Source organism: Pelorhabdus sp. sgz311001 (assembly GCF_055901755.1).
In genome coordinates, this window is sequence record NZ_JBVXUT010000001.1 from 176,457 (window position 1) to 199,865 (window position 23,409).

Below are 23,409 nucleotides of genomic sequence, written 5' to 3' on the forward strand. Positions count from 1 at the left end.
TATGGATGGTCTAGGTTTAGTAATTGGTGCCGTGTTTCTCGCGGTCTGGTATTTTTGGCATAGGTCAGCGGCAAAGCTAGTGTTGTACCGCACCGAATGGTATATGGAAATCGTTGATCCAGTGCCGCTATGTGGTGCGCCCGATGTAGTATGGCGCTCTCGCAATAAGCTGATCGTCGGTGACTATAAAAGCCGCAGTTCTTGCAAGGTCTATCCTTCTGATAAAATTCAGTTGTCTGTGTATCGCTTGCTGCTCAAGAAAAATCAGAAGATGCCTGTAGCTGATTATGGTTTTATCCACTTTGCGAATGGTAGAAAAGAAACGGTAAAGCTTTATTCAGAAAAGGAAATTCTACAGCTTGTTAAGCGTTATGGTGCGATTCGGGCAGGAAAAATAAAACCAGAGAAAAAATGTGATACTTTTTATTGTCGCTATTGTTCACATCAAGGGCGCTGTAAAAGGTGATAGGCTGTCTCACCATGAGACAGCCTATTTTTTCGGAAAGTAAATCGTGAAAGTGGTGCCATGGCCTATTTCACTGCTGATTTCAGCTGTAGCTCCATGACGGTCTAATATGGCTTTCGCAATGGCAAGTCCTAAGCCAGTGCCGCCGGAAGCACCTGAGCGGGTTCGGCTTTTATCGCCTTTATAAAATCGGTCCCAGATGTAGGGAAGATCAGCTGGGGCAATCCCGTGACCTTGATCAGATATTTTGAGACAGACTGTGTTGGCTGCGGTAAATACTTCTAGGGAGATTTCGCTTTCTGGCGGTGAGTATTTTACGGCATTATCCAAGAGAATCAAAATAAGCTGAGTCAAACGATCTCCTTCTGCTAAAATAAGCGGTAAATCTGGGGCGATGGCGCTGATCAGTTTGACATTTTTTTGTGCGGCCTGTTGTTCCAGGAGAAACAGAACATTGACGGCGACTTCGCCGATATTTACTGGTTCTGGTGTCCAACTAATTTCTTCTGATTGCAGGCGACTTAAATCAAGCAGCTCGGCGATTAACTTTTCGAGCCGAGTCGTTTCGCTGCGAATGAGTTGTTGGTAGCGGGTGATTAGCGATGGATCTGTTACTGTGCCATCAAGGAGCGCTTCATTATAACCGCGGATAATTGTCAAAGGCGTGCGTAGTTCATGAGAGATATTTGCCACAAAATCACGGCGGACTCGGTCCATTTTGGCCAGTTGATCTAAGGAGGCGCTGAGGGCTTGACTTAAAGAATTCAAGGATTTTCCTAGATCGCCTACTTCATCACGCGGCAGGTTGGTAATTTTAGAATTATAATTGCCTGCGGCCATGGCTGCGGCAGTAGATCGCATGGCTTTGAGCGGACGAATAATTTGTAGCGATAGAAAATTAGCCAACAGTAAAGCTAACAGGCAGGCCACGAGGGCTGTCAGCAGTAAATAAAGATAAATATGCTTTAAGAAAAAATCAATATCCGCAAGGGGCGTATGAATCAGGACAGTGCCGTTTACAGTTCCGTCACTTTTGATCAGGGGAATGCCTACCATGAGCATATTTTCTTCATAATAAGGATGATAATAGGAGACTGACCAAGTTTCACCGCTATGGTCTTGAATCAGCTTGATAATATTGTCCATTCCGGTGATATCTGACAGTGACAAAGGGGCGTCAGTGGATTTAAAGGCAGCGGGAGGTTCCGGTGTTGTCTGTGTCGGTAACTGTGGCGTCGGCGCTGGCGCTTGTGGCGGTAATGGCGGCTGTTGATTCAGCGGACCGCGGTGGTTGTGATGCTCCGCCATCATCGGCCCCATCATATCGGGCCGCATGGAAGGGTTCATGAAATGATGCATAGGGCTTTCGCGGATCGGACGGCGGTTGGGAGCTGGCGTATCAGGCGCTTGTTCTTCGGAAACGGTAATGAGTTTTAGGTCTTTATCAATAATCCAGACGCGAGAATCCAGAAAACTGTCAATATGGTTGACAAAGAGGTAGAGCTGACGCTGTGTTAATTGTCCATCGTAATAGTCGTTAACAATTTGAACAAGTTCTTTGCCTTTTGTCATTAGTTCATGTTCTTTGCTTGTAATAAAATAAGTGCGGATTAACGGCGGTAAACCAACGGCGATACTAACAAGCAGCAGAAGGACGGCAGCAATGAAGGCGCCCATTAATTTGTGTTGTAGCGAAATTTTCATTGTTTTACCTCAAACTTATAGCCAATGCCCCAGACTGTTTTAATATCCCAGGGGAGATTGTCTTTGACCATAAGCTTTTTGCGGATGCGTTTTACATGGGTATCTACGGTACGGGTATCGCCGCAATAGGTATAGTCCCACACAATTTCTAAGAGCTGCTCGCGGGAAAAAACTTTTCCTTGATGGGAGGCAAGATGCCATAAAAGTTCCAATTCTTTATTGGCAAAAGCAATTTCTTCATCAAAGGCTGTTACCTTATGTTCCGCGAGATTTATGGTCAGATTTGGTAGGCTTAAAATTTCGCCGCTAGTAGGAGGCGGTGCTGCTGTCCGGCGGAGAACGGCTTTGACTCTTGCGACAATTTCACGCGGATTAAAAGGCTTGGTTACATAATCATCAGCACCGATATCGAGACCTAAAATTCGGTCTTCATCTTCTGTTTTTGAAGTGAGCAGAATAATCGGCGTATCGCTAATCTTACGGAGTTGTTGACAGACAGCCAGACCGTCAAGCACTGGCATCATAATATCTAAGATTACAATATGCGGCTGAATCTGTTGGAAAACAAGTAATGCTTCAGCGCCGTCACTAGCTTCGGCCACTGTAAAACCTTCTTTAGTAAAGTAGAGAGACAGAAGTTCGCGGATCGACGGTTCATCGTCAACGAGAAGAATCGTAGGCTGCTGCATGGAAAATCACCGCCCGAAAATGTATTTCTTTTAGCATAGCATACTTTTTTTCGTAAAGAAAACGGACCTCGTCATCCAAGAGGTCCGTTTTTGAAATCTCTGTTTGTAATGGCTGTGTTTACTGATTAGAGGCTGGCGGAGCGACCGGAGCGCAATTAGCGCCGTCCATCATGCCGTGACCGCCCATGCCAGGTCCTCTCATGCCGCCGTGATGGCCAGGGCCCATCATGCCAGGTCCCATGGCGGACGGATCAAAGCCTTGTTTGCTCCAACTATCGAGACGTTGTACTTCAGCATCAGCTTGAGCTTGAGTAATCCAGCCCCAACCTACTTGTTGCTGAATGAGTTCTTTGCGATTTTCAATCATTTTTTGATGAAAAGAGGTGAAGGCTTGTTTTTGTTCATCCGTCAGAGTATCACGGTGCGTAAAAAAGGGACACATGAAATTTCCCGGTCCAGGGCCTGGCTGATCTGTCGGTGCGGCAGCAAAAGCGGCGCCGGCGATGCCGAGAACAAAGAGACCGACGAAAGCATAGGTAGTTAATTTTTTCAAGAGAATCACTCCTTATGTTTAATTTTCCTTCTGCTTTTATTATAGAAAAACTTTACGGCAAAAGTATGGAGAAAGTGTGAACAAAATCGGAACTTTACGTTTTAAACGGATCAAACTTTTTTAGCCGTAGTGCATTTGTTACAACTGAGACTGAACTACAAGCCATAGCAGCGCCTGCTAGTATGGGGGATAAGTAGCCAGCAGCCGCTATCGGGATGCCTAGCAGATTATAAAAGAGAGCCCAGAAGAGATTTTGTTTAATATTGCGCATCGTTCCCTGGCTGAGACGAATAGCGGCAGGCAAAGTGCGAAGATCACCATTCATTAATGTAATATCGGCTGCTTCAATCGCTACATCAGTTCCTGTTCCCATGGCAAAACCGATATCAGCAATAGCCAGGGCCGGAGCGTCATTGATGCCGTCGCCTACCATAGCGACAGTTTTTCCTGCTGACTTTAACTGGGCCACTGCCTGGGCCTTATGCTCAGGTAGTACTTCGGCTAGAATATGATCAGTCTCAATGCCGATTTCCTGACCAATGGCTGCTGCTGTTCGCTCGTTATCACCAGTAATCATCCATAAGGTAATTCCTAATTGTTTTAAAGCCGTGATTGCAGTCAAGGAATGTTCTTTGATCGTGTCTGCAACTGCAATGAGTCCCAGAAGCTCTGTTTCATCAGCAAGCAGCATTACCGTTTTACCGGAAGATTCAAGCCGGGTAATTTCGGTTGTAGCGGTTTCGTAGGAAATTTGACGCTCTGTTAATAATAAGCGATTTCCAACAAAATATTTTTTTTCGGCGAAAACTGCTTCAATGCCGCGACCTGGCAGAGCGGTGAATGTATCGACAGTCAGAGCGGGCGTTTGTTGTTCTTCACTATAGGCGACAATCGCTGCTGCGAGCGGGTGTTCTGAATTCCTTTCGGCGCCTGCTGCTAGCGCAAGTAACTTTTGAGGAGTTAGATTACTATAAGGGATCAGATCAGTCACCCGAGGTTTTCCCTCGGTAATCGTTCCCGTTTTATCGAGAATTAGATCGGTAATTTTGTGAGCCGTTTCTAAAGTAGCTGCGTTTTTGATCAGAATTCCTTTTTCAGCGCCTTTGCCTGTGCCGACCATAATTGATGTCGGTGTAGCGAGCCCTAAGGCACAGGGACAAGCTATGACGAGAACCGCGGTGAAATGAGTAAGGGCTTCCGTGAAGTTTCCTGGTAGCAGCCAAAAATACCATAAGGTAAAAGTGAGGCAGGATAATGCCACAATGGCAGGTACAAAATAGGCTGAAATTGTGTCAGCAAAGCGTTGAATCGGCGCTTTTGATCCCTGCGCTTCTTCGACGATGCGGACGATTTGGGCCAGAACAGTATCTTTGCCGACTTTAGTAGCTTCTATTTCAAAAGCGCCCAGTTTATTTAAAGTGGCACCAGTGACAAAATCGCCAGGGCCTTTGTCCACAGGCAGGCTTTCACCTGTCAGCATGGATTCATCAATGGCAGAGGTTCCTTTGAGAATCTTGCCGTCAACCGGGATTTTTTCGCCAGGGCGAACTAATAGACGATCGCCGGGAAGGATGACTTCCACGGGAACCTCCTCTTCTTTGCCGTCTTTCAGGCGTCTCGCTGTTTTAGGCTGCAAGTTAATCAGACTTTTAATGGCTTCTGATGTACGCCCTTTCGCGCGCGCTTCGAGTCGTTTTCCTACCAATATAAGTGTAATTAAAATTGCCGATGTTTCGAAATAGAGGTCAGGCGAGCCGTTTAACACATTTGCCAAGCTGAAAAAATAGGCGGCTGAAGTTCCGAGCGCCACTAGGACATCCATGTTAGCGCCGCCACTCCTTAAGGCGCTAAAGGCGCCGTGGTAGAAGGGCCAACCAGCAATAAACTGAACTGGTGTTGCTAAGGCGAGTTGAAAGTACGGATCTTTTAAAAGATGGCCTAACGTACTTTCGATCGAAAGACTGTGAAGCAGCATCGCAAACAGTAAGGGGAAAGAGAGAACAGCTGCAAAGAGTAGACGCAAGGTTTCTTTACGGGCTTCTTGCTGGCGGATTGCTTCCGTTTCTTTAACCGGAGCGGAGGGGTGGTTCAAATGAGAACCAAAACCGAGCTTTTCGATTTTCGCTTGGATGGTTTCCAAAGAAATTTGATTTTCATCATATTCGATCGTTGCTTTTTCAGCAACGAGATTGACTGTCGCCTGAGCAACGCCAGGCAGACGAGAAACTACTTTCTCAATGCGGGTAGAACAGGCGGCGCAGTGCATTCCCGTAATGGAAAGTTCTATTTTTTTTGCTGGTATTTCAGGCATGTTGCCACATCCTTTCAAAGAAAATCTACTGAGACATTTATTTTGTGAACTGTTTTATTACAGTCATGAGTTCATTGATGCTTTCCTCACCATGATCTTCTTGGATTGCTTTTACAACGCAACTTTTGGCATGACTGTCAAGAATCAGCAACGATACTTTATTGAGAGCCGCTCTGGCAGCCATAAGCTGTTGCAAAACATCAATGCAGTAGCGGCCTTCATCAACCATTTTTTCAATCCCGTTAATTTGACCAGCTATTTTTTTTAAACGCGGTTTGATCGTTTGTTTCTCTAACTCTGTTAACATAGTTTAACGCCCCTTAATCTTACTATACCCCGGTAGGGTATAGTAAGATTATACAATAAATAAGCTGTAATCACAATAGCTTTTGGTTAGCTTATCCTTGCTTGAGCTAAGTATGTGTTTGTATCTAAAAATCATCTTTGGAGTAAAGCAGGAACTATAAAAATTTTGTCGAAAAAGATTCTCGGAAAGCTTCCTTTCGTTTTACTAGATAAGAATTGTATGACAATTAGAAAATATTGACAGGTGAAGAAGAGTAGTGTATTATGAGAGGATGGTACGCAAAAAACAAATAGAGTACCGTGCGTTTATTTTTAACATAAAGGGGGGAGACAATGCGACAAAGAATCATGACAGCAGCCAGAGAGGCAATGGAACAACATGGTGTTAAGTTTACGATGCATGATCTTGCCAGACAGCTTGGTGTTAGCAAACGTTCGCTTTATGAACATTTTGCTTCGAAGGAGGCGCTGATTGGTGCGATTGTCGATGAACATCTGAACGAAATTCGCCGTGCCCGTCGTGAAGTTGTAAGCAATCCCCATTTATCATTTGTTGAAAAACTGCGGCAAAGTCTGTTCATTGTGCCACAAGTTTGTACGGCCACCAAAGGGCGCGTTGCTTCGGATATTAAGCGGTTTATGCCACAGGAAAAAGAAAAAATTGATCGTTTTTTTGATGAAGAATGGATGACGCTAGAAGCCATGCTTAAAGAAGGCATTGACCAGGGGGAGTTTCGACCTGTCTATCTTCCTATTTTGCAGCGGATGATACGCGGTACTATGGAGGAAATTATTGAGTATCCTTTTTTAACGGAGCACAATATATCGCTAAAAGAAGCCACAGATTGTATCGGTGATATTCTTATGAACGGAGTCCTTTGCGCCGGGAAAGAATAAAGCCGTCACAAATAGAAGAGTAACAGTGTGAATGGGCATGTTTGCCTAAAAGGAGGAGAGATTACAGATGTGGATGGGAAAATCTTATGGCCGACTTAGTAAGCAAGTAATAGGCTTGGCCGCCATCGCTTCTTTGCTATTGGCAACCGGTTGCGGCAGTCAGCAAGCAGCAAGGCCGCCACAGGCTGTTGCCGTAAAGGCAATGCAAGTCCAGCAGAAAGATACGCCGATTTCTTATGAGTATATCGGTCAAGTGGAAGCAAAAGATCAGGTCGATATTCGGGCGAATGTAACAGGTCGTATCTTGGAAAAAATGGTCCAGGGCGGTGCAATGGTTCATAAGGGGCAGCCTTTATTTCGAATTGACAGCCGTCAGTATGAAACAAATTTATTGAACAGTCAGGCACAGCTAGCTCAGTCGCAAGCAACGCTTAGTAATTCACGGCGTGATACAGCGCGTTATCGGACTCTGATTGAACAAAATGCTGTAGCGCAACAAGTTTATGATAATGCTGTAGCGGCAGAGCAGCAGAATGAGGCTCTTGTCGAAGCCAATAGCGCTAAAGTACAGCAGTCGCAAAATGATTTAAATGATACCATCGTCGTATCCCCGATTGATGGGAAAATTGATTTGACAGATCTGAGTGTTGGCAACTTTGTAACAGCTGGTTCGACGAGTCTAGGTACGATTTCATCGAGCGGCCCTGTAAAAGTTGTCTTTAAAATGAGTGAAAATGAGTATTTGCGATTTGCTCAGCAGGGAAAAAGCGATACGGCTAGTTCTTGGGCCCAACAGCTTCGTCTTGTTTTAAGTGATGGTACGGCTTACCCTTATATGGGACGAGTCGATCAGATTGATCGTGCCTTAACGCAGCAGACAGGCACACTTTCGATTAAGGCGACGTTTGATAATCCCCAGGGGTTATTAGTTCCTGGCATGTTTGCTCGGATTTTATCAACTGGTGAAACGCGTCAAGGCGCTATTTTGATTCCGAAACGGGCGATACAACAGATTTTGGGTAAGAACTTTGTGACTGTTGTTGTCGATGGCGATAAAGCGGAAAATCGACCAGTTACGCTAGGACCCGTTGTCGGGAATTTCCAGATTGTCGATAGCGGTTTGAATGCACAAGATATTGTGGTTGTAGAAGGTGCAAATAAAACGCAGCCAGGAGCTACGCTAAATATAGAAATGGTTGCTCCGGATGCTTTTAATGCACCGGATGCCAAGTAGGAGGGGGTTTCATGGCCAAGTTTTTTATTAATCGCCCAATATTTGCGATTGTTATCTCCATTATTATCGTATTGGCCGGGGCAATCTCCATGTATAGTCTGCCTGTAGGGCAGTATCCGCAAATTACGCCGCCGCAGGTTACTGTCAGCGGCAGCTACAATGGTGCAAATGCCCAAACGGTAGAACAGTCAGTGGCTCAGGTTATTGAACAGCAGGTAAACGGTGTTGAAGGTGCTGTTTCACTGCAGTCTACCAGTACTGACAATGGTACATATACGCTCAATGTAAAGTTTGAGCTAGAAAAAGACGGCGATTTGGCAGCTATGCAGACGCAAAATCAGGTTGGCTGGGCTAACTCACAGTTGCCTAATGATGTTTTAAACGCCGGTCTTGTAACGAAAAAACAGGCGCCTGATACAGTTATGTATTTTTCTTTGTGGGCGCCTAATGGCGATTATGACAATGTCTTTTTGAAAAACTACGGCAGTATCAATATCGTCGACGCCTTGAAGCGTGTTAAAGGCGTCAGTAATGTTAACGAGTACGGTAGCGATTACGCTATGCGTATTTGGGTTCGTCCTGATAAACTAGCGCAGCTTGGTATTACCGTGAATGATATTGGAGCGGCGATTCAGGCGCAGAATGTGCAAGCGCCTGCTGGTAAAATTGGCCAAAGACCGACAGGTCCCAATCAGGACTTTCAATATACGGTCAATGTAAAAGGCCGCTTGGTAGATCCTGAAGAGTTTGCCAATATTGTTGTTCGAGCGCAGCCTGACGGATCCTTTGTGCGGATTGGCGATGTGGCCAGAGTCGAGCTGGGAGGCAAAGATTATTCCTTCAGCAGTGACCTGAAAGGACGCGATTCCGTTACTTTTGCCGTGCAGTTAACACCAGATGCGAATGCACTTGATACCGTTTCGGCAGCCAAACAAGTTATTGAAGAGGCTTCGAAGAAATTCCCTGCTGGTATGGAATATAAAATCGTTGTAGATAATACGCGATTTGTTCGCGAATCACTGCATGAAGTGGCGATCACCTTTGTGGAAGCGTTGCTGCTTGTTATGATTATTGTCTTCTTGTTCTTACAGACTTGGCGGGCTACATTGATACCGCTCTTGGCAGTACCGGTATCATTAATTGGTACATTTGCTTCTTTCGTGTTGCTCGGGTTTACCATTAACACACTAACGCTGTTTGCAATGGTTTTGGCTATCGGCCTTGTTGTCGATGATGCCATTGTTGTTGTGGAAGCAGTTGAGCACCATATGCGCAACTCGAAAATGTCGCCTTATGACGCTACAGTACAGGCGATGAGTGAAGTTTCCGGTCCAGTTGTGGCGATTGCAGCTGTACTGGCTTCCGTATTTATTCCTGTCGCTTTTTTCGGCGGCACCGTTGGTGTTCTTTACAAGCAGTTTGCTATTACGATTGCTGTTTCAATGGCGCTTTCTGCCATTGTGGCGCTGTCGCTAACGCCTGCTTTATGTGTAATGTTATTAAAGCCTCATGTGGAAGAGGGCCATCCTGGCGTTTTAGGTCGTTTCTTTGCTGGGTTTAATCATGGCTTTGACCGTTTAGTCGAACGTTATTCGGCGGGCGTGCAAAAAGCGATTCGCCGTTCGGCCATTACGATCATTTGCTTGCTTGTTCTTGTGGTATTGTCTGGTGGTATCTTTAAGAATCTGCCATCTTCTTTTGTACCAAGTGAAGACCAGGGATTTATGTTTTCTGCTATCACTTTGCCAGAAGCAGCAAATCCCAATCGTACGCGTAAAGTGGCGGAAGATATTGCTGCGCAAATCCGCGAAATGCCAGGTGTTGAAACAACGCTGGCGATTACTGGGTATGACATTTTGGCTGGGGCGCCAAAACCAAATGCAGCTCTCTTAATTACAGCGTTAAAGCCTTGGTCAGATCGACCGACTGCGGCGCTCAGCGTTGATGCCAAAATTCGCGATGTATTCCGTCTGACAGCGAATATTCCTGAGGCAAGTGCGATCACCCTGAACGTACCGACACTGCCTGGGATTGGTTCTGTTGGTGGCGTAACCATGATGATTGAAGATAAAGGCGGCGGAACAGTTGCCGATATGGATGCTATTTCTAAGCAGTTTGTGGCTGCTGCCCGAAAACGTCCAGAATTTGCCATGATCAACTCGAGTTTCCAGGCGAATACACCGGGGTATCAATTTGAGGTAGACCGTGATAAAGCCGAGAAGCTCGGAGTTGCTTTGCCTGATGTTTATCAGGCGCTGCAAGCCTTTTTAGGTGGCTGGCAGGTCAATGATTTTAATGACTTCGGCCGTATCTATAAAGTAGTTATGCAGGCAGAGCCGCAATTCCGTTCTGATGTAAATGATATGCGTTTCCTCTTTGTTCGCAGCAATTCTGGTACGATGGTTCCGTTGAATACGCTCATTAAGCCAGTGGAAACGTCGGCGCCTACTTCGTTAAAACGATTTAACGGTTTTAGAGCGATTCAGATTAATGCGAGCCCGGCGCAGGGGTATAGTAGTGGCCAGGCCATGGATGCTCTGGAATCTGTAGCAAAAGAAGTTTTGCCATCTACTTACGCCTATGAATGGGCCGATCAAAGCCGCGAAGAAAAACTTTCTGGCGGTCGAGCTCCCATTATCTTTGGTTTTGCTTTAGTTTTCGTTTTTCTGTGCTTAGCGGCTCTCTACGAAAGCTGGAGGATTCCTTTTGCCGTTATCTTATCAGTTCCTACAGGCTTGTTCGGCGCGATGCTCTTAACTTATGCGCGCCATTTGGAACTGAATGTGTATATGCAGATTGGTCTTGTCGTACTAATCGGTCTTGCCGCGAAAAATGCAATCTTGATTGTTGAATTTGCCAAGATGCGGACAGATCATGGTATGGAACCAGTGCAAGCCGCTATTGAGGCGGCGAAACTGCGGTTACGTCCGATCATTATGACTTCCTTTGCTTTTATTCTCGGTTCGATTCCGTTGGCAATTGCCGCTGGGGCTGGCTCAGCTGCTCGTATTGCTATGGGAACGGCTGTAGTCGGGGGTATGGTTACCGCAACAATGTTTGGGATTTTCATTGTTCCTGTGCTGTTTGTGGTCATTGAAAAATTTGGTTTGCGTAAGAAAAAGAATCTAGAACCGAAAACGTTGGCTCAGTAGAATTTTTACGATGCAGCGTTTCGTGAAGTAACTTCGATAGGCCGGGCAGTATTCTGCTTCGGCCTATCTTGCTAACTATAAGGAGGGGAAAGAAGATGAAAGTTCTCGGTATTAATGGTAGCGCAAGAAGAAATGGTAATACGGCAATTTTGCTGAATAAAGTGTTTGCTGAGCTGCAGCAAGCGGGGATTGAAACAGAGATGCTTCAACTGGGCGGTGAAGGGATTCAAGGCTGTATGGCTTGCTATGGCTGCGTAAATTCGCGTGATCAAAAGTGTGTGATTACGGAGGATATAGTAAATATTTCCCTGCAAAAGATGATGGCTGCTGATGGTATTATTTTGGGATCGCCAACCTACTTTGCCGATGTTACCTCAGATATGAAGGCGTTTATTGATCGCGTGGGTTTTGTGAGTCGCGCTAATGGCGGTCTCTTGAAGCATAAGGCGGGAGCGGCAGTTGTAGCCGTAAGGCGTGGTGGCGCGCTGCATGCTTTTGATACGATGCAGCATTTCCTTCATATTTCGGAAATGTTTTTAGTAGGCGCTAATTATTGGAATTTTGCTTATGGTCGGGATATTGGAGAAGTGGAACAAGATCAAGAAGCCATGGAAAATATGAAAGTGCTTGGTCGCAACATGGCTTACTTAATGCAAAAATTAGCAAAGTAGAATTAAAAATAAAAATTTAAAATACCTCTATACAAAATATGTTTTACAGAGTATAATCTATATGTTTGGCCTGTAATAAGTGATCCAGGGTATTTTAGTAAAGAGGTGACGCTTGAATGGCTCAAGAACAAAATTCGTTTCAAGTTGGTATTATCGGCGGCGGACCTTCCGCGATTTTTGCCGCCTATGAGATGATTACAAAACAGCCGGATTTAAAGATTGTATTGATTGAAGAAGGCAATGATATTTATTCGCGACGCTGCCCTATTGCCGAGAAAAAAGTGGAAAGCTGTATTCGCTGTACGCCTTGCGGTATTATGCGCGGTTTTGGCGGAGCCGGTGCTTTCTCTGATGGTAAATATAATTTTACGACTCAGTTTGGCGGCTGGCTTCATGAATATTTGCCAGAGAGTCAGGTTATGGATCTCATCGAATATGTCGACCAGATTAATTCCGGTTATGGCGCTCCAGCGGAAATGTTTAGTACGCAAAGCAGTTCCATTGGTCGCTTGGCTTTGCAGAAAGATCTGCATCTGCTGGAAGCGCGCGTGCGGCATTTGGGAACAGAGAATAACTTGAAGATTTTAGAAGGTATTTTTGATTTTCTTAAAGAAAAAATTACTATGCGGTTTAAGACGCGCGTTGAATCGATTCAACCCCAGGAAAAAGGCTTTAAACTTCTAGTAGGTGAAAAGCAGGAAGTAGTTTGCTGTGATTATTTGATTGCGGCTCCTGGGCGAGCTGGCTCGGAATGGTTTAGTCATCAGTGTCGCGAACTCAATTTATCGTTGCACAATAACCAAGTGGATGTAGGCGTTCGCGTCGAAATTCCCGCACAGGTTTTTGAGCATATTACCGATGAGGTTTATGAAGCAAAGCTTGTCTATCGGACGAAGCAATATGGCGATCTTGTTCGTACTTTCTGCATGAATCCCAAAGGCTATGTCGTAGCAGAAAATACTGACGGGATTGTTACTGTGAACGGTCATAGCTTTCGCGATGAAAAACTGCACAGTAAAAACACGAACTTTGCTCTGCTTGTGAGCAATACTTTTACGAAACCTTTTAACGAGCCCTTGCAATATGGTAAAAGAATTGCGTCTTTTTCCAACATGCTGGGCGGCGGCGTGCTTGTGCAGCGCTTTGGCGATTTAATCAAAGGACGGCGTACCAATAGCCATCGTTTGGAAAAGAGCTTTGTAAAGCCTACTTTGCAGGCGACGCCAGGTGATTTGAGTCTTGTTTTGCCTAAACGGCATTTAGATAATATTATCGAAATGATTTATGCGCTGGACGAAATTGCACCAGGTATGGCCAATGATGATACGCTTTTATATGGTGTTGAAGTGAAGTTTTACAGCTCACGCCTTGCCTTGACAAAAGAGTTGGAAACAGAAATTCCCGACTTCTTTGCCATTGGCGATGGCGCCGGCGTAACGCGCGGCCTTTCCCAAGCCAGCGCCAGCGGCGTTCATGTGGCTAGAGTGATTTTAGAGCGGCTAAAGGCTTAATTGGTTTTTCCCTCGTGGTTCAGTAATCTTTCTATATTGGCATTCCCTGCGGGGAGTGCCCTTTTTGTATGACGGTAAAAGTGCCCGGGCATAATGAAACAAGAAGTTTTCGATAAGGTGTTTCGAGGAGGGCTTATGGAACAAGAACGGTCTAAGCTGCTTGGTACTGAGGAAATCGGCAAGCTCTTATGGCAGTTTTCTCTACCGGCAATGGCCGGTATGATTATTAATGCATTATATAATGTGGTGGATAGTATCTTTGTGGGCAACGGCGTAGGCGAGATCGGTTTGACGGCTGTTACTATTGCCTTTCCTATTATGATTATCTTTATGGCTTTTGGCATGCTCGTCGGGGTGGGGGCTACCTCGCTTGTGTCGATTAAATTGGGAGAAGGAAAGCCTACAGAAGCGGAAGCAATTATGGGAAACGCCTTATCAATGGCGTTGCTACTAGCAGTTATACTTACCCCGCTTACGCTTTTTTTGCTTGATCCCCTGTTGATTTTTGCTGGGGCTGGCCCTGATGTTCTGCCTTATGCTCGGGAATTTTCGCGGATTATTGTGAGCGGAACGATTTTTATGTTTTTAAGTTTTGGCTTAAATAATCTAATCAGAGCGGAAGGTCATCCGAAAATAGCCATGATGACCATGGTGATTTCAGCAAGTTTAAATATGATATTAAATCCTCTATTTATTTTTCAGTTTCACTGGGGAATCGCTGGTTCAGCTGCGGCCACTGTTTGTTCGCAATTTGTCGCTTCCCTGTGGGTTTTGGCTTATTTCTTCGGGGGAAAAAGTACTTTGAAGTTTCGCTGGCATAATCTTATTTTGCGTAAATCAATTCTCTCTGGGATTTTCTCTATTGGACTGTCTCCTTTTTTGATGCAGATTGGTGCTAGTGCCATTACGCTGTTTTCCAATGAGGCATTGTTAGCCCATGGCGGTGATTTAGCTGTGGCAGCTATGGGGGTTATCAATCGAATCGTCCTGCTTATTTTGATGCCTGTATTTGGCATTCAGCAGGGCGTACAGCCTATTATTGGCTTTAATTACGGAGCAAAACAATATGAGCGGGTGACTGAAGCGCTGCATAAAGCCGTTTTTGCCGCTACGGCCCTTTGTATCGGCGGGTTTCTCATTGTACAGTTATTTGATCGCGAGATTATTCGTCTATTTAATGACAATGAAGAGCTTATTGCCATTGGTTCCTGGGGAATTCGTCTATCTTTATCGATGTTGCCTGTAGTGGGGTTCCAAATCGTGGGCGCTAATTATTTTCAAGCTGTGGGACGGGCAAAATATGCTATTTTGTTTAGTTTATCGCGGCAGGTTATCATTTTAATTCCGCTGCTATTTATTCTACCTTCTTTTTGGGGTCTTACGGGCGTTTGGTTGGCCAGTCCTACGGCTGATTTCGCTTCCTCCTTGTTAACAGGCTTCTTTTTGTGGCGGGAGTTGAAAAAGTTAAGACAGTTGCATCAAGCCTAGATTTTGGTTTTGTTTTTTCGCTTTTTGCTTTACTTTTATGGTTACAACAGTTACAATAAAATGGTTAACGTAAATGCTTGTTTGCGTTAACCATTTTATTGTTTTATAAGTTAACTTGAAATTTAATTGTGGTTAACGAATGAGGTGGGTTATGGAAGATACAATCATTGCTTTAGGGAAAAAAGTACTGTCGGGCCAATCAATCAGCCCGGAAGAAGCTCTTAGTCTTACGGAAATCGCGGCAATTGATGTGCCGCTTTTAGCTGCCTATGCGAATAAGATTCGCGATCATTTTGCCGGAAACTCTGTAGAACTTTGTGGTGTTATTAATGCACGGTCTGGTCAGTGCAGCGAAGATTGTAAGTTTTGCTCTCAGTCAGTCTATTATGAGACAAATTCGCCTGTATATGAACTGTTAGACAAAGAAGAAATTGTAGCAAAGGCTTTAGAGATTGCTACTCACGGAGCGAAACGGACAAGCCTTGTAACAAGCGGCAAAGGAATGGAGAATGATCCTGATTTTCCCGCGTTAGTAACCTTGCTGAAAGAGACAGGCAGAGCGACAGGACTTGCTGTTTGTGCCAATTTAGGGACCTTAGGCGAAAGCGAAGCTAAAGCGTTAAAAACAGATGGAATTCGTCGTTATGCCCATAATATTGAAACAAGCGAGCGGTTTTATCCTTCTATCTGTACAACTCATCCTTATACTGAGAGAATTGCAACAATCAAGGCGGCGAAGGCCGCTGGGCTGGAACTTTGTACTGGCGGAATTATTGGCTTGGGGGAAAGTTGGGAAGATCGCATTGCTATGGCTTTTACCTTAAAAGAGCTTGATGTAGATTCTGTTCCGTTAAATATTTTAAATCCGATTCCCGGTACCGCTCTGGCCGATCAGGCGCCTCTTGCGCCGCTAGAAATTTTGCAAACCTTTGCGCTGTTTCGGTTTATTTTACCAGATAAAGTGATTCGTCCTGCCGGAGGACGCGAAGTGAATCTACGTGATTTGCAGGGATCTTTGCTAATAGGCGGCGCTAATGGACTTATCATTGGCAATTATTTGACGTTCACTGGGCGGAATACGTCTATGGATTTACAGCTTGTAACTGATGCCGGTTTAAAGGCGAAATAGAAGAATAGGGGAGAAAATAATATGAGTTATGATTTGATTTTTTCATTAGGCAAGAAGGTATTAGATGGCGGCAGTTTAACTTTTGAAGAAGCGATGGCTTTAACGGAAATTGATCCAATTGATGTACCGATTTTGCTTGCTGTGGCGAATAAAGTACGAGAAAAGTTTACTGGTAATGCTGTTGATACTTGTCAGATCGTCAACGCTCGTTCGGGCGGCTGTAGTGAAGACTGTAAATTTTGTGCGCAGTCAGGCCATCATGAAGTAAAACTGGAAGTGTACCCACTGATGACGGAAGACGAGATCGTGGCAGCAGCGAAAAAAGCAGAAAATGCCGGAGCCTATCGGTTTTGCATTGTTACAGCAGGACGCGGCATGGAAAATGATGCTGATTTTGCTAAAATTCTTGGAGCGATTCGCCGGATTGGTCAAGAGACGAAGTTAAATCGTTGTTGTTCTTTAGGTACATTAGAGGAAGAGCATGTAGCTGCTTTAAAAGAAGCTGGCATTACACGTTACCATCATAATCTAGAGACAAGTGAAAATCATTTCTCCAGTATTTGCACAACTCATACGTTTGAAGAACGGATCGCCACCATAAAAAAAGTGAAGGCTGCCGGTCTTCAGGCTTGTTCTGGCGGCATTATCGGTCTTGGTGAGTCCTGGCGTGATCGCGTAGAAATGGCTTTTACGCTCCAAGAACTTGATGTAGATTCTGTGCCGATGAATGTGTTAAATCCTGTACCAGGTACGGCTCTTGATGGTCAGGCACAGCTACCGCCCCTAGAAATTTTACAGACATTTGCTATTTTCCGCATGGTTTTGCCAGGAAAAATTTTGCGCTATGCTGGTGGTAAAGAACGCAATTTAGGCGATCTTGTGCCGTTAGGATTCCTTTCCGGTATTAACGGTATGTTGATCGGCGACTATTTGACGACAAAAGGCCGGGGAGCTTCGAAAGACATTCATACTGTTACTGAATTAGGGATGGATCCTTTGTGTGCGAAAGCCGAGTAATCGAAAAAAAGTTTACAAATATGCTTGACAAACTAACAAAACATTGTAATAATGTAAAAAAGCAATGAACAGGACATACAAGTTTAGTCAGGCGAATGCAGAGAGCCGGTGGTAGGTGCGAACCGGTAGAGTCGATTAAACTCATCTCACCTGGGAGCTCTTACTCTGAGCCATTTGATGAATGGTTAGGAGCTAGGCGATTTCGAGCGTTAATCGAGACCTATTTCTGTGAAGCAGAGATAAAAGTGAAACATAGGGTGGTACCGCGGATCACGCCCCTATTCGACTGATAAGTCGGATAGGGGCTTTTTGTGCTTTCATTTTTACTTTGCCAGAAAAAAATATAGTAGATGGGGAGAGCGGCATGAGAGAAAAACGCATTTATATTTTTGATACGACCCTCCGCGATGGCGAACAGACTCCAGGCGTATCGCTTGGCGCTGATGACAAACTGGAAATTGCCAAGGCACTAGCCAAGCTGAATGTAGACATCATCGAAGCCGGTTTTCCTGTTGTTTCGCCAGGCGATTTTGCTGGTGTAGAACAAATTGCCAAAACAATTAAGGGACCAGCGATTGCGGCTTTAGCAAGAGCCCATAAAAAGGATATTGAAGCAGCGTATCAGGCCTTGAAAGCAGCCGAGTGTCCGGTTATTCATACTTTTTTAGCGACGAGTGATATTCATTTGGAATATAAACTGAAAATGAGCCATGATCAGGCTTTGCAGCAGGCAGTGGAAGCCGTAAAGTTTGCTCGGACGCTCGTCAAGGATATTGAGTTTTCGGCAGAAGATGCGTCGCGCAGCAATTGGGATTATTTGAGCAAAGTCTATAGCGCAGTTATTGCCGCTGGAGCTACCGTCATTAATGTACCTGATACGGTGGGGTATATGGCGCCCAACGAATTTGCCGCTCTAATCCGGCATTTACAACAGACTGTCGTGGGGATTGATCAGGTCAGGATCAGTGTGCACTGTCATAATGACTTAGGTATGGCCGTCGCGAATTCTCTAGCGGCAGTCGGAGCAGGGGCGACGCAGGTGGAAACGGCTGTAAATGGCTTGGGAGAACGGGCTGGCAACGCTGCTTTAGAAGAAATCTTAATGGCCCTAGCAACTCGTAAAGATTATTTTGGGGCGTCTGCTAAGGCTGATACGAAACAGATTTACCGGACTTCGCGTCTTGTGGCAAATCTAAGTGGTGTAGCTGTACAGCCTAACAAAGCGATTGTCGGCGATAACGCCTTTGCTCATGAATCGGGGATTCACCAACATGGTGTCTTAAATAATGCCCTTACTTATGAAATTATGTCGCCGGAAACGGTGGGAATTAGTCGTAATGCACTCGTTCTCGGTAAGCATAGCGGCCGTCATGCTTTTGTCTCGCGCCTGCAAGAAATGGGCTACCAGCTTGAGGATGATAGGCTTGATGAACTGTTTGTGAAATTTAAAGATTTAGCCGATCGTAAAAAAACAATTTTTGATAAAGATATTGAAGCGTTACTTACGGAAAAAGTTTTGGAAGTAAAAGAGACGTACCGCTTATTGTCGCATCAGGTGATTAGCGGCAGTCAGGCGATGGCTACAGCTACGGTTCGGCTAGAGTCGGAAAGTACAATGATTGAACAAGCTTGTTCGGGAACCGGACCGATTGATGCCCTTTTTAATGCGATTGCTGCTGGGATTGGCGAAGCGATTGTATTAAAAGATTACCAGTTGAAGGCCGTTACTTCTGGCGAGGACGCCTTAGGCGAGGCAACAGTACGAGTGGAGCGAGACGGTCGAAGTTTTAGTGGTCGCGGCTTAAGTACCGATGTCATCGAGGCTAGTGCTAAGGCCTATTTACAGGCTGTGAATAAACTTTACTCTGCTTGCGGACAACATCAGGCAGTAGAAGCGGTAGGAGGAATGTAAATGCAACCCATGACAATGACAGAGAAGATTTTGGCAAAACATGCGGACAAAGAGTTTGTTCGCCCTGGTGAATTGATTGAGTGTAAAGTAGATCTTGTCTTAGGCAATGATATTACGGCGCCGCCAGCGATGGATGAATTTGAAAAAATCGGTAAGAGCGTGTTTGATAAAGATAAAATTGTCTTAGTTCCTGATCATTTTGTGCCGAATAAAGATATTAAATCGGCTGAAATGGTGCGTCGCGTTCGCGAATTTGCTAGAGAACACGAAATTACGCACTTCTTCGAGGTGGGCCGTATGGGCATTGAACATGTTTTACTGCCAGAAGCTGGTCTTACCTTGCCTGGTGAAGTGATTATCGGCGCCGATTCCCATACTTGTACCTATGGTGCGGTTGGCGCTTTCGCGACAGGCGTTGGCTCGACGGATATGGGAGCTAGCATGGCCACAGGCCAGACCTGGTTTAAAGTTCCTGCTTCGATTCAGGTTGAACTTACTGGCGCTTTACCCAGAAACGTAAGCGGGAAAGACGTGATCCTGACCTTGATTGGAATGATTGGTGTTGAAGGGGCCCGCTATCAATCATTGGAATTTACCGGTTCAGGCCTAGCATCATTGTCTATGGCTGACCGTTTTACTATTGCGAATATGGCGATTGAAGCAGGTGGTAAAAATGGAATTTTTCCGGTCGATGAAGTGACTAAGAGCTATTTAACCGGGCGGACAAATCGCGTATGGGAAGCGGTTACGGCTGATACTGACGCTGTTTATGAGCGAAAAATAACAATTCATTTGTCAGATTTAACGCCTGTTGTAGCATTGCCTCATTTGCCGGAAAATGTGAAAAAAGTTTCGGAAGTGGGCCAGATTGAGATTGATCAAGTGGTTATTGGTTCCTGTACGAACGGACGGATAGAAGATCTGGCTATTGCGGCGGAAATTATGGCGGGGAAAAATGTTCATCCTAAAGTCAGAGCTATTATTATTCCTGGTAGTCAAGCGGTTTACATGGAAGCCGTAAAAAAAGGCTATGTAGAAACCTTTATCAATGCTGGCGCTGTTGTAAGCACGCCCACTTGCGGACCATGTCTCGGCGGCTATATGGGGATTTTGGCTAAAGGCGAAAAGGCTGTTTCCACAACGAACCGCAATTTTAAAGGCCGTATGGGTCATATTGACAGTGAAGTGTATTTGGCTGGGCCTGCTGTGGCTGCAGCTAGTGCGATACTGGGGAAAATTGCGGCACCAGAGGAGGTACAATAATGTTTACAGGAAAAGTTTGGCGTTATGGCGATAATGTAGATACAGACGTAATTATTCCGGCAAGATATCTCAATACGTTTGATCCAGCAGAACTGGCGAAGCATTGCATGGAAGATATTGATTCAACCTTTGCCCAGGAAGTAAAAGCAGGTGATATTATTGTAGCAAGCCGTAATTTTGGCTGTGGCTCGTCCCGTGAGCATGCACCCATTGCGATTAAAGGCAGCGGCGTTCCCTGTGTTATTGCGGAAAGTTTTGCCCGGATTTTTTTTCGAAATGCTATTAATATCGGTCTGCCTGTTCTGGAAATCGGCAGTGACGTTCATAAAATTAACGTAGGTGATACGCTGGAAGTGGATGTGACGGCAGGAATTATTAAAAACATAACTTCTGGCGATACGTATCAAGTGCAGCCCCTGCCCTCATTTATTCAAAAAATTACTGCCGCTGGCGGCCTGATTGAATATGTGAAAGGCGGGAACTGACTGTGAGCTATCAAATTACGGTAATTGGCGGCGATGGAATCGGTCCGGAAATTGTAGCGGCGGCAGAGCCGATTTTAGCGCAAGCCTTGCAAAAATGCCATAAGAATGTTACTTTTACTGCGGCGCTAGCTGGCGGTGCTGCCTTGGATGCTACGGGAATTCCTTTACCTGCGGCAACGATAGAAGCCTGCCGGAAAGCGGACGCCATTTTGCTTGGTGCGGTAGGCGGTCCTAAATGGGATCAGGTAGCGCCTGAACTAAGGGCGGAAAAGGCGATTCTTGGATTGCGCCAAGAATTAAAGCTTTTTGCCAATCTGCGTCCGATCAGGGTGTCAAAGGCCTTAATGGAGCGGTCTCCCTTAAAGACGGAACTTGTTGATGGCGTTGATATTATGATTGTCCGAGAATTAAACGGCGGTATTTATTTTGGCGAACGTCAGGAAGGAAACGAAGTGGCAGGCTTGACTTCTGCTTATGATAAAGAAGAGTATACTGTGGCTGAAATCGAACGGATTGCTGCTGTAGCTGTAGCGGCAGCAAAGCTGCGCAGTCGCAGGATTACTTCTGTTGATAAAGCTAATGTACTCGCTACGTCGCGCCTGTGGCGTCGTACGATGGATCGCATTGCCGCCAAGGAATCTGAGCTAGAGATTAAGCATCTTTATGTTGATAATTGCGCCATGCAGCTTATTTTAAATCCTAAGCAGTTTGACGTCATTGTAACAAGTAATCTTTTTGGCGATATTTTAAGCGATGAGGCGGCTGTTTTAACTGGTTCGATTGGTATGCTACCTTCGGCTAGTCTTGGTGAAGGACCTGGTCTCTATGAACCTATCCATGGTTCGGCGCCTGATATTGCCGGACAAGATCTGGCGAATCCCCTTGGCACTATTTTGGCAGCGGCCATGCTTTTGCGTTATTCACTGAAAGAAGAGAACGCTGCAACTTTGATTGAACAGGCTGTTGACAATGTTTTGGCCCAAGGCTATCGGACCGGTGATTTGTATGAGATTGGCTTCACTAAGGTATCTACAAGCAAAATGGGCGAGCTAGTGGCGGCAGAACTGGCCAAATTGTAGTTTTTGAAAGGAAAGTTGTTGTCTGTTATTTTACGTATTATAGAAAATTCCAGTAGAAAGCTGTTGACAGATTTTTATCAGAGTGATATGATCTTAACAACAAATTCATAAAAACTATGACTCTTATCGAGAGTGGTCGAGGGACTGGCCCTATGACGCCCGGCAACCTGCAGCAATGCGGTGGTGCTAAATCCAGCAAGACGTATTTGTCTTGAAAGATGAGAGGAAATGCGGGATATATATGAAACCCCTTTCCTCGGAAAGGGGTTTTTCGTTTTCCCCTCGTAAGAGTCGCTACAAGGTTGCTGTGAATGAACATTAGAAAGGGTGAGGACCATGAGTGAGGTGAAAGCCGGCGCTTGTGAAGGAAAAGGAATAGAACAGGCAAGACAGGAGAGTCTCGGTAACGAGCAGGATCATGAAATTACGATCGTGATTCGTAATGGAGTTGTAGTGAAGTTTGAACAAAGATGGGGCGTTTTATAAATCAATTACGAAAGAGGGTTCATAAAATGAAAAAAATTTCTTTGGCTGCTATTGCGTTAGTCCTAACTGCCTTTTTGCTAGGGGGCTGCGGTGGCGGCGATTCACAAAAACAAGCATCAAATTCAGGTAAAACAGTATTAAAAGTGGGGGCGACAGCCGTACCTCATGCCGAAATTCTGAATGCTATTAAACCGACCTTAGCCAAAGAAGGCATTGATTTGCAGGTTGTTGAATTCAGCGATTATGTACAGCCGAATATGGCTCTTGCTGATAAAGAATTAGATGCTAATTTCTTCCAACATATTCCTTATTTAGAAAAGTTCAGCACAGAACATAATTTGAAATTGGGCTATACGGTGGCAGTTCATATTGAACCAATGGGCGTTTACTCCAAAAAGATCAAGAATCTTAGTGAACTACAAAATGGAGCGCAAATCGGTATTCCCAATGATCCAACCAATGGCGGCCGGGCGCTGGCTTTACTAGAAAAAGCTGGATTGATTACTTTAAAAGAGGGCGTTGGGATTAAGGCAACCGTTGCTGATATTAAAGACAATCCGAAAAATTTGAAATTCCGCGAATTGGAAGCTCCTCAGTTGCCTCGTTCTCTTGATGATCTGGGGGCTGCGGTGATTACGACAAATTATGCTTTGGAAGCAAAACTGGTACCGACGAAAGATGCCTTATTTATTGAGACGAAAGATTCGCCTTATGCCAATATCTTAGCAGTACGTAAAGGCGATGAAAACCGTCCGGAAATTCAAAAATTATCAAAAGTCCTAAACTCTGAGGAAGTTAAGAAGTTTATTGAAGAAAAATATAAAGGCGCAGTAGTTCCTGCTTTTTAAACAGCGGTTTTATTGAACCATAATCTATACACTAAAACTTGAAACTGTCTTTGGCGGCAGGAATCGATAAAAGATTCTTATGCGGCTAAAGACAGTTTTTTAGCTATTATTATTATTTTCAAATAATTTGTCGAATCATAGAATTATTTTTTGCTAAGAGAAGGGAATAGCAGGAAAGTGTCAGTTACATGTGGAAGTATTCCTAGTA

Annotated in this window: 20 protein-coding genes and 1 riboswitch; of the genes, 15 read left to right on the plus strand and 5 right to left on the minus strand. The window is 44.9% G+C overall.

Going from position 1 to position 23,409, the window contains the following annotated elements; translation table 11 throughout:
* The first annotated feature begins 1 nt into the window (after nt 1).
* The gene (locus tag AC0MXB_RS01020; RefSeq protein WP_474037594.1) at nt 2-466 is read left to right on the plus strand and encodes a CRISPR-associated protein Cas4; all 465 of its coding nucleotides are present in this window, start codon (nt 2-4) and stop codon (nt 464-466) included.
* Between the two features lie 24 nt (nt 467-490).
* Here the strand turns inward: AC0MXB_RS01020 and AC0MXB_RS01025 are convergent, their stop codons facing one another.
* The 5 genes from AC0MXB_RS01025 to AC0MXB_RS01045 all read right to left on the minus strand — a co-directional run bounded on the left by AC0MXB_RS01025 (nt 491) and on the right by AC0MXB_RS01045 (nt 6,030).
* Entirely contained in the window at nt 491-2,170 is a 1,680-nt protein-coding gene (locus AC0MXB_RS01025) for a sensor histidine kinase (protein ID WP_474037595.1), read from the minus strand.
* Nucleotides 2,167-2,859: a response regulator transcription factor gene (locus AC0MXB_RS01030; RefSeq protein ID WP_474037596.1), complete on the minus strand. Its 693-nt coding sequence runs from the start codon at nt 2,857-2,859 to the stop codon at nt 2,167-2,169. Before AC0MXB_RS01030 ends, AC0MXB_RS01025 begins: the two co-directional genes overlap by 4 nt.
* 118 nt (nt 2,860-2,977) lie before the next feature.
* Nucleotides 2,978-3,412, minus strand: a complete 435-nt coding sequence (locus AC0MXB_RS01035; protein WP_474037597.1) for a DUF2680 domain-containing protein — start codon at nt 3,410-3,412, stop codon at nt 2,978-2,980.
* A 94-nt stretch (nt 3,413-3,506) separates the two neighbouring features.
* Nucleotides 3,507-5,723 carry a heavy metal translocating P-type ATPase gene (locus AC0MXB_RS01040; RefSeq protein WP_474037599.1) on the minus strand — a complete coding sequence of 739 codons (2,217 nt, stop codon included), beginning with the start codon at nt 5,721-5,723 and terminating at the stop codon, nt 3,507-3,509.
* Between the two features lie 37 nt (nt 5,724-5,760).
* The gene (locus AC0MXB_RS01045; RefSeq protein WP_474037600.1) at nt 5,761-6,030 is read right to left on the minus strand and encodes a metal-sensitive transcriptional regulator; all 270 of its coding nucleotides are present in this window, start codon (nt 6,028-6,030) and stop codon (nt 5,761-5,763) included.
* 332 nt (nt 6,031-6,362) lie between these two features.
* Here AC0MXB_RS01045 and AC0MXB_RS01050 point away from each other — a divergent pair, with 332 nt between their 5' ends.
* The 14 genes from AC0MXB_RS01050 to AC0MXB_RS01115 all read left to right on the plus strand — a co-directional run bounded on the left by AC0MXB_RS01050 (nt 6,363) and on the right by AC0MXB_RS01115 (nt 23,201).
* Nucleotides 6,363-6,926, plus strand: a complete 564-nt coding sequence (locus AC0MXB_RS01050; RefSeq protein WP_474037602.1) for a TetR/AcrR family transcriptional regulator — start codon at nt 6,363-6,365, stop codon at nt 6,924-6,926.
* A gap of 67 nt (nt 6,927-6,993) precedes the next feature.
* Nucleotides 6,994-8,160 (plus strand): efflux RND transporter periplasmic adaptor subunit, encoded by a 1,167-nt coding sequence (locus tag AC0MXB_RS01055; RefSeq protein ID WP_474037603.1) that lies wholly within the window; start codon nt 6,994-6,996, stop codon nt 8,158-8,160.
* A gap of 11 nt (nt 8,161-8,171) precedes the next feature.
* Nucleotides 8,172-11,312, plus strand: a complete 3,141-nt coding sequence (locus AC0MXB_RS01060; RefSeq protein ID WP_474037604.1) for an efflux RND transporter permease subunit — start codon at nt 8,172-8,174, stop codon at nt 11,310-11,312.
* 95 nt (nt 11,313-11,407) lie between these two features.
* Nucleotides 11,408-11,983, plus strand: coding sequence for a flavodoxin family protein (locus AC0MXB_RS01065; RefSeq protein WP_474037605.1), 576 nt, complete (start codon nt 11,408-11,410; stop codon nt 11,981-11,983).
* Nucleotides 11,984-12,099: 116 nt separating this feature from the next.
* Entirely contained in the window at nt 12,100-13,494 is a 1,395-nt protein-coding gene (locus AC0MXB_RS01070) for an NAD(P)/FAD-dependent oxidoreductase (protein ID WP_474037606.1), read from the plus strand.
* 135 nt (nt 13,495-13,629) lie between these two features.
* Nucleotides 13,630-14,982: an MATE family efflux transporter gene (locus tag AC0MXB_RS01075; RefSeq protein ID WP_474037607.1), complete on the plus strand. Its 1,353-nt coding sequence runs from the start codon at nt 13,630-13,632 to the stop codon at nt 14,980-14,982.
* A 151-nt stretch (nt 14,983-15,133) separates the two neighbouring features.
* On the plus strand, nt 15,134-16,111 hold the full coding sequence (gene bioB, locus AC0MXB_RS01080) for a biotin synthase BioB (protein ID WP_474037608.1): 978 nt from the start codon (nt 15,134-15,136) through the stop codon (nt 16,109-16,111).
* A 21-nt stretch (nt 16,112-16,132) separates the two neighbouring features.
* Entirely contained in the window at nt 16,133-17,128 is a 996-nt protein-coding gene (bioB, locus tag AC0MXB_RS01085; protein WP_474037609.1) for a biotin synthase BioB, read from the plus strand.
* Nucleotides 17,129-17,492: 364 nt separating this feature from the next.
* Entirely contained in the window at nt 17,493-19,040 is a 1,548-nt protein-coding gene (locus AC0MXB_RS01090) for a 2-isopropylmalate synthase (protein ID WP_474037611.1), read from the plus strand.
* Nucleotides 19,041-20,303: a 3-isopropylmalate dehydratase large subunit gene (leuC, locus tag AC0MXB_RS01095; protein ID WP_474037613.1), complete on the plus strand. Its 1,263-nt coding sequence runs from the start codon at nt 19,041-19,043 to the stop codon at nt 20,301-20,303.
* Nucleotides 20,303-20,788, plus strand: coding sequence for a 3-isopropylmalate dehydratase small subunit (gene leuD / locus AC0MXB_RS01100; protein ID WP_474037615.1), 486 nt, complete (start codon nt 20,303-20,305; stop codon nt 20,786-20,788). Before leuC ends, leuD begins: the two co-directional genes overlap by 1 nt.
* A gap of 2 nt (nt 20,789-20,790) precedes the next feature.
* Nucleotides 20,791-21,867 (plus strand): 3-isopropylmalate dehydrogenase, encoded by a 1,077-nt coding sequence (gene leuB, locus AC0MXB_RS01105; RefSeq protein WP_474037617.1) that lies wholly within the window; start codon nt 20,791-20,793, stop codon nt 21,865-21,867.
* A 120-nt stretch (nt 21,868-21,987) separates the two neighbouring features.
* A riboswitch (SAM riboswitch) is annotated at nt 21,988-22,092 on the plus strand.
* 111 nt (nt 22,093-22,203) lie between these two features.
* The gene (locus AC0MXB_RS01110; protein WP_474037618.1) at nt 22,204-22,353 is read left to right on the plus strand and encodes a hypothetical protein; all 150 of its coding nucleotides are present in this window, start codon (nt 22,204-22,206) and stop codon (nt 22,351-22,353) included.
* A 26-nt stretch (nt 22,354-22,379) separates the two neighbouring features.
* A complete protein-coding gene (locus AC0MXB_RS01115) occupies nt 22,380-23,201 on the plus strand; it encodes a MetQ/NlpA family ABC transporter substrate-binding protein (RefSeq protein WP_474037620.1) in 822 nt (273 codons plus the stop codon).
* Nucleotides 23,202-23,409: the final 208 nt, after the last annotated feature.

What these genes read in the sequence shown, in the direction of transcription:
- AC0MXB_RS01020 (WP_474037594.1), top strand. Translation starts at nt 2, where the DNA reads ATGGATGGTCTAGGTTTAGTAATTGGTGCCGTGTTTCTCGCGGTCTGG.
- AC0MXB_RS01025 (WP_474037595.1), bottom strand. Translation starts at nt 2,170, where the DNA reads ATGAAAATTTCGCTACAACACAAATTAATGGGCGCCTTCATTGCTGCC.
- AC0MXB_RS01030 (WP_474037596.1), bottom strand. Translation starts at nt 2,859, where the DNA reads ATGCAGCAGCCTACGATTCTTCTCGTTGACGATGAACCGTCGATCCGC.
- AC0MXB_RS01040 (WP_474037599.1), bottom strand. Translation starts at nt 5,723, where the DNA reads ATGCCTGAAATACCAGCAAAAAAAATAGAACTTTCCATTACGGGAATG.
- AC0MXB_RS01045 (WP_474037600.1), bottom strand. Translation starts at nt 6,030, where the DNA reads ATGTTAACAGAGTTAGAGAAACAAACGATCAAACCGCGTTTAAAAAAA.
- AC0MXB_RS01050 (WP_474037602.1), top strand. Translation starts at nt 6,363, where the DNA reads ATGCGACAAAGAATCATGACAGCAGCCAGAGAGGCAATGGAACAACAT.
- AC0MXB_RS01055 (WP_474037603.1), top strand. Translation starts at nt 6,994, where the DNA reads ATGTGGATGGGAAAATCTTATGGCCGACTTAGTAAGCAAGTAATAGGC.
- AC0MXB_RS01060 (WP_474037604.1), top strand. Translation starts at nt 8,172, where the DNA reads ATGGCCAAGTTTTTTATTAATCGCCCAATATTTGCGATTGTTATCTCC.
- AC0MXB_RS01065 (WP_474037605.1), top strand. Translation starts at nt 11,408, where the DNA reads ATGAAAGTTCTCGGTATTAATGGTAGCGCAAGAAGAAATGGTAATACG.
- AC0MXB_RS01070 (WP_474037606.1), top strand. Translation starts at nt 12,100, where the DNA reads ATGGCTCAAGAACAAAATTCGTTTCAAGTTGGTATTATCGGCGGCGGA.
- AC0MXB_RS01075 (WP_474037607.1), top strand. Translation starts at nt 13,630, where the DNA reads ATGGAACAAGAACGGTCTAAGCTGCTTGGTACTGAGGAAATCGGCAAG.
- bioB (WP_474037608.1), top strand. Translation starts at nt 15,134, where the DNA reads ATGGAAGATACAATCATTGCTTTAGGGAAAAAAGTACTGTCGGGCCAA.
- bioB (WP_474037609.1), top strand. Translation starts at nt 16,133, where the DNA reads ATGAGTTATGATTTGATTTTTTCATTAGGCAAGAAGGTATTAGATGGC.
- AC0MXB_RS01090 (WP_474037611.1), top strand. Translation starts at nt 17,493, where the DNA reads ATGAGAGAAAAACGCATTTATATTTTTGATACGACCCTCCGCGATGGC.
- leuC (WP_474037613.1), top strand. Translation starts at nt 19,041, where the DNA reads ATGCAACCCATGACAATGACAGAGAAGATTTTGGCAAAACATGCGGAC.
- leuD (WP_474037615.1), top strand. Translation starts at nt 20,303, where the DNA reads ATGTTTACAGGAAAAGTTTGGCGTTATGGCGATAATGTAGATACAGAC.
- AC0MXB_RS01110 (WP_474037618.1), top strand. Translation starts at nt 22,204, where the DNA reads ATGAGTGAGGTGAAAGCCGGCGCTTGTGAAGGAAAAGGAATAGAACAG.
- AC0MXB_RS01115 (WP_474037620.1), top strand. Translation starts at nt 22,380, where the DNA reads ATGAAAAAAATTTCTTTGGCTGCTATTGCGTTAGTCCTAACTGCCTTT.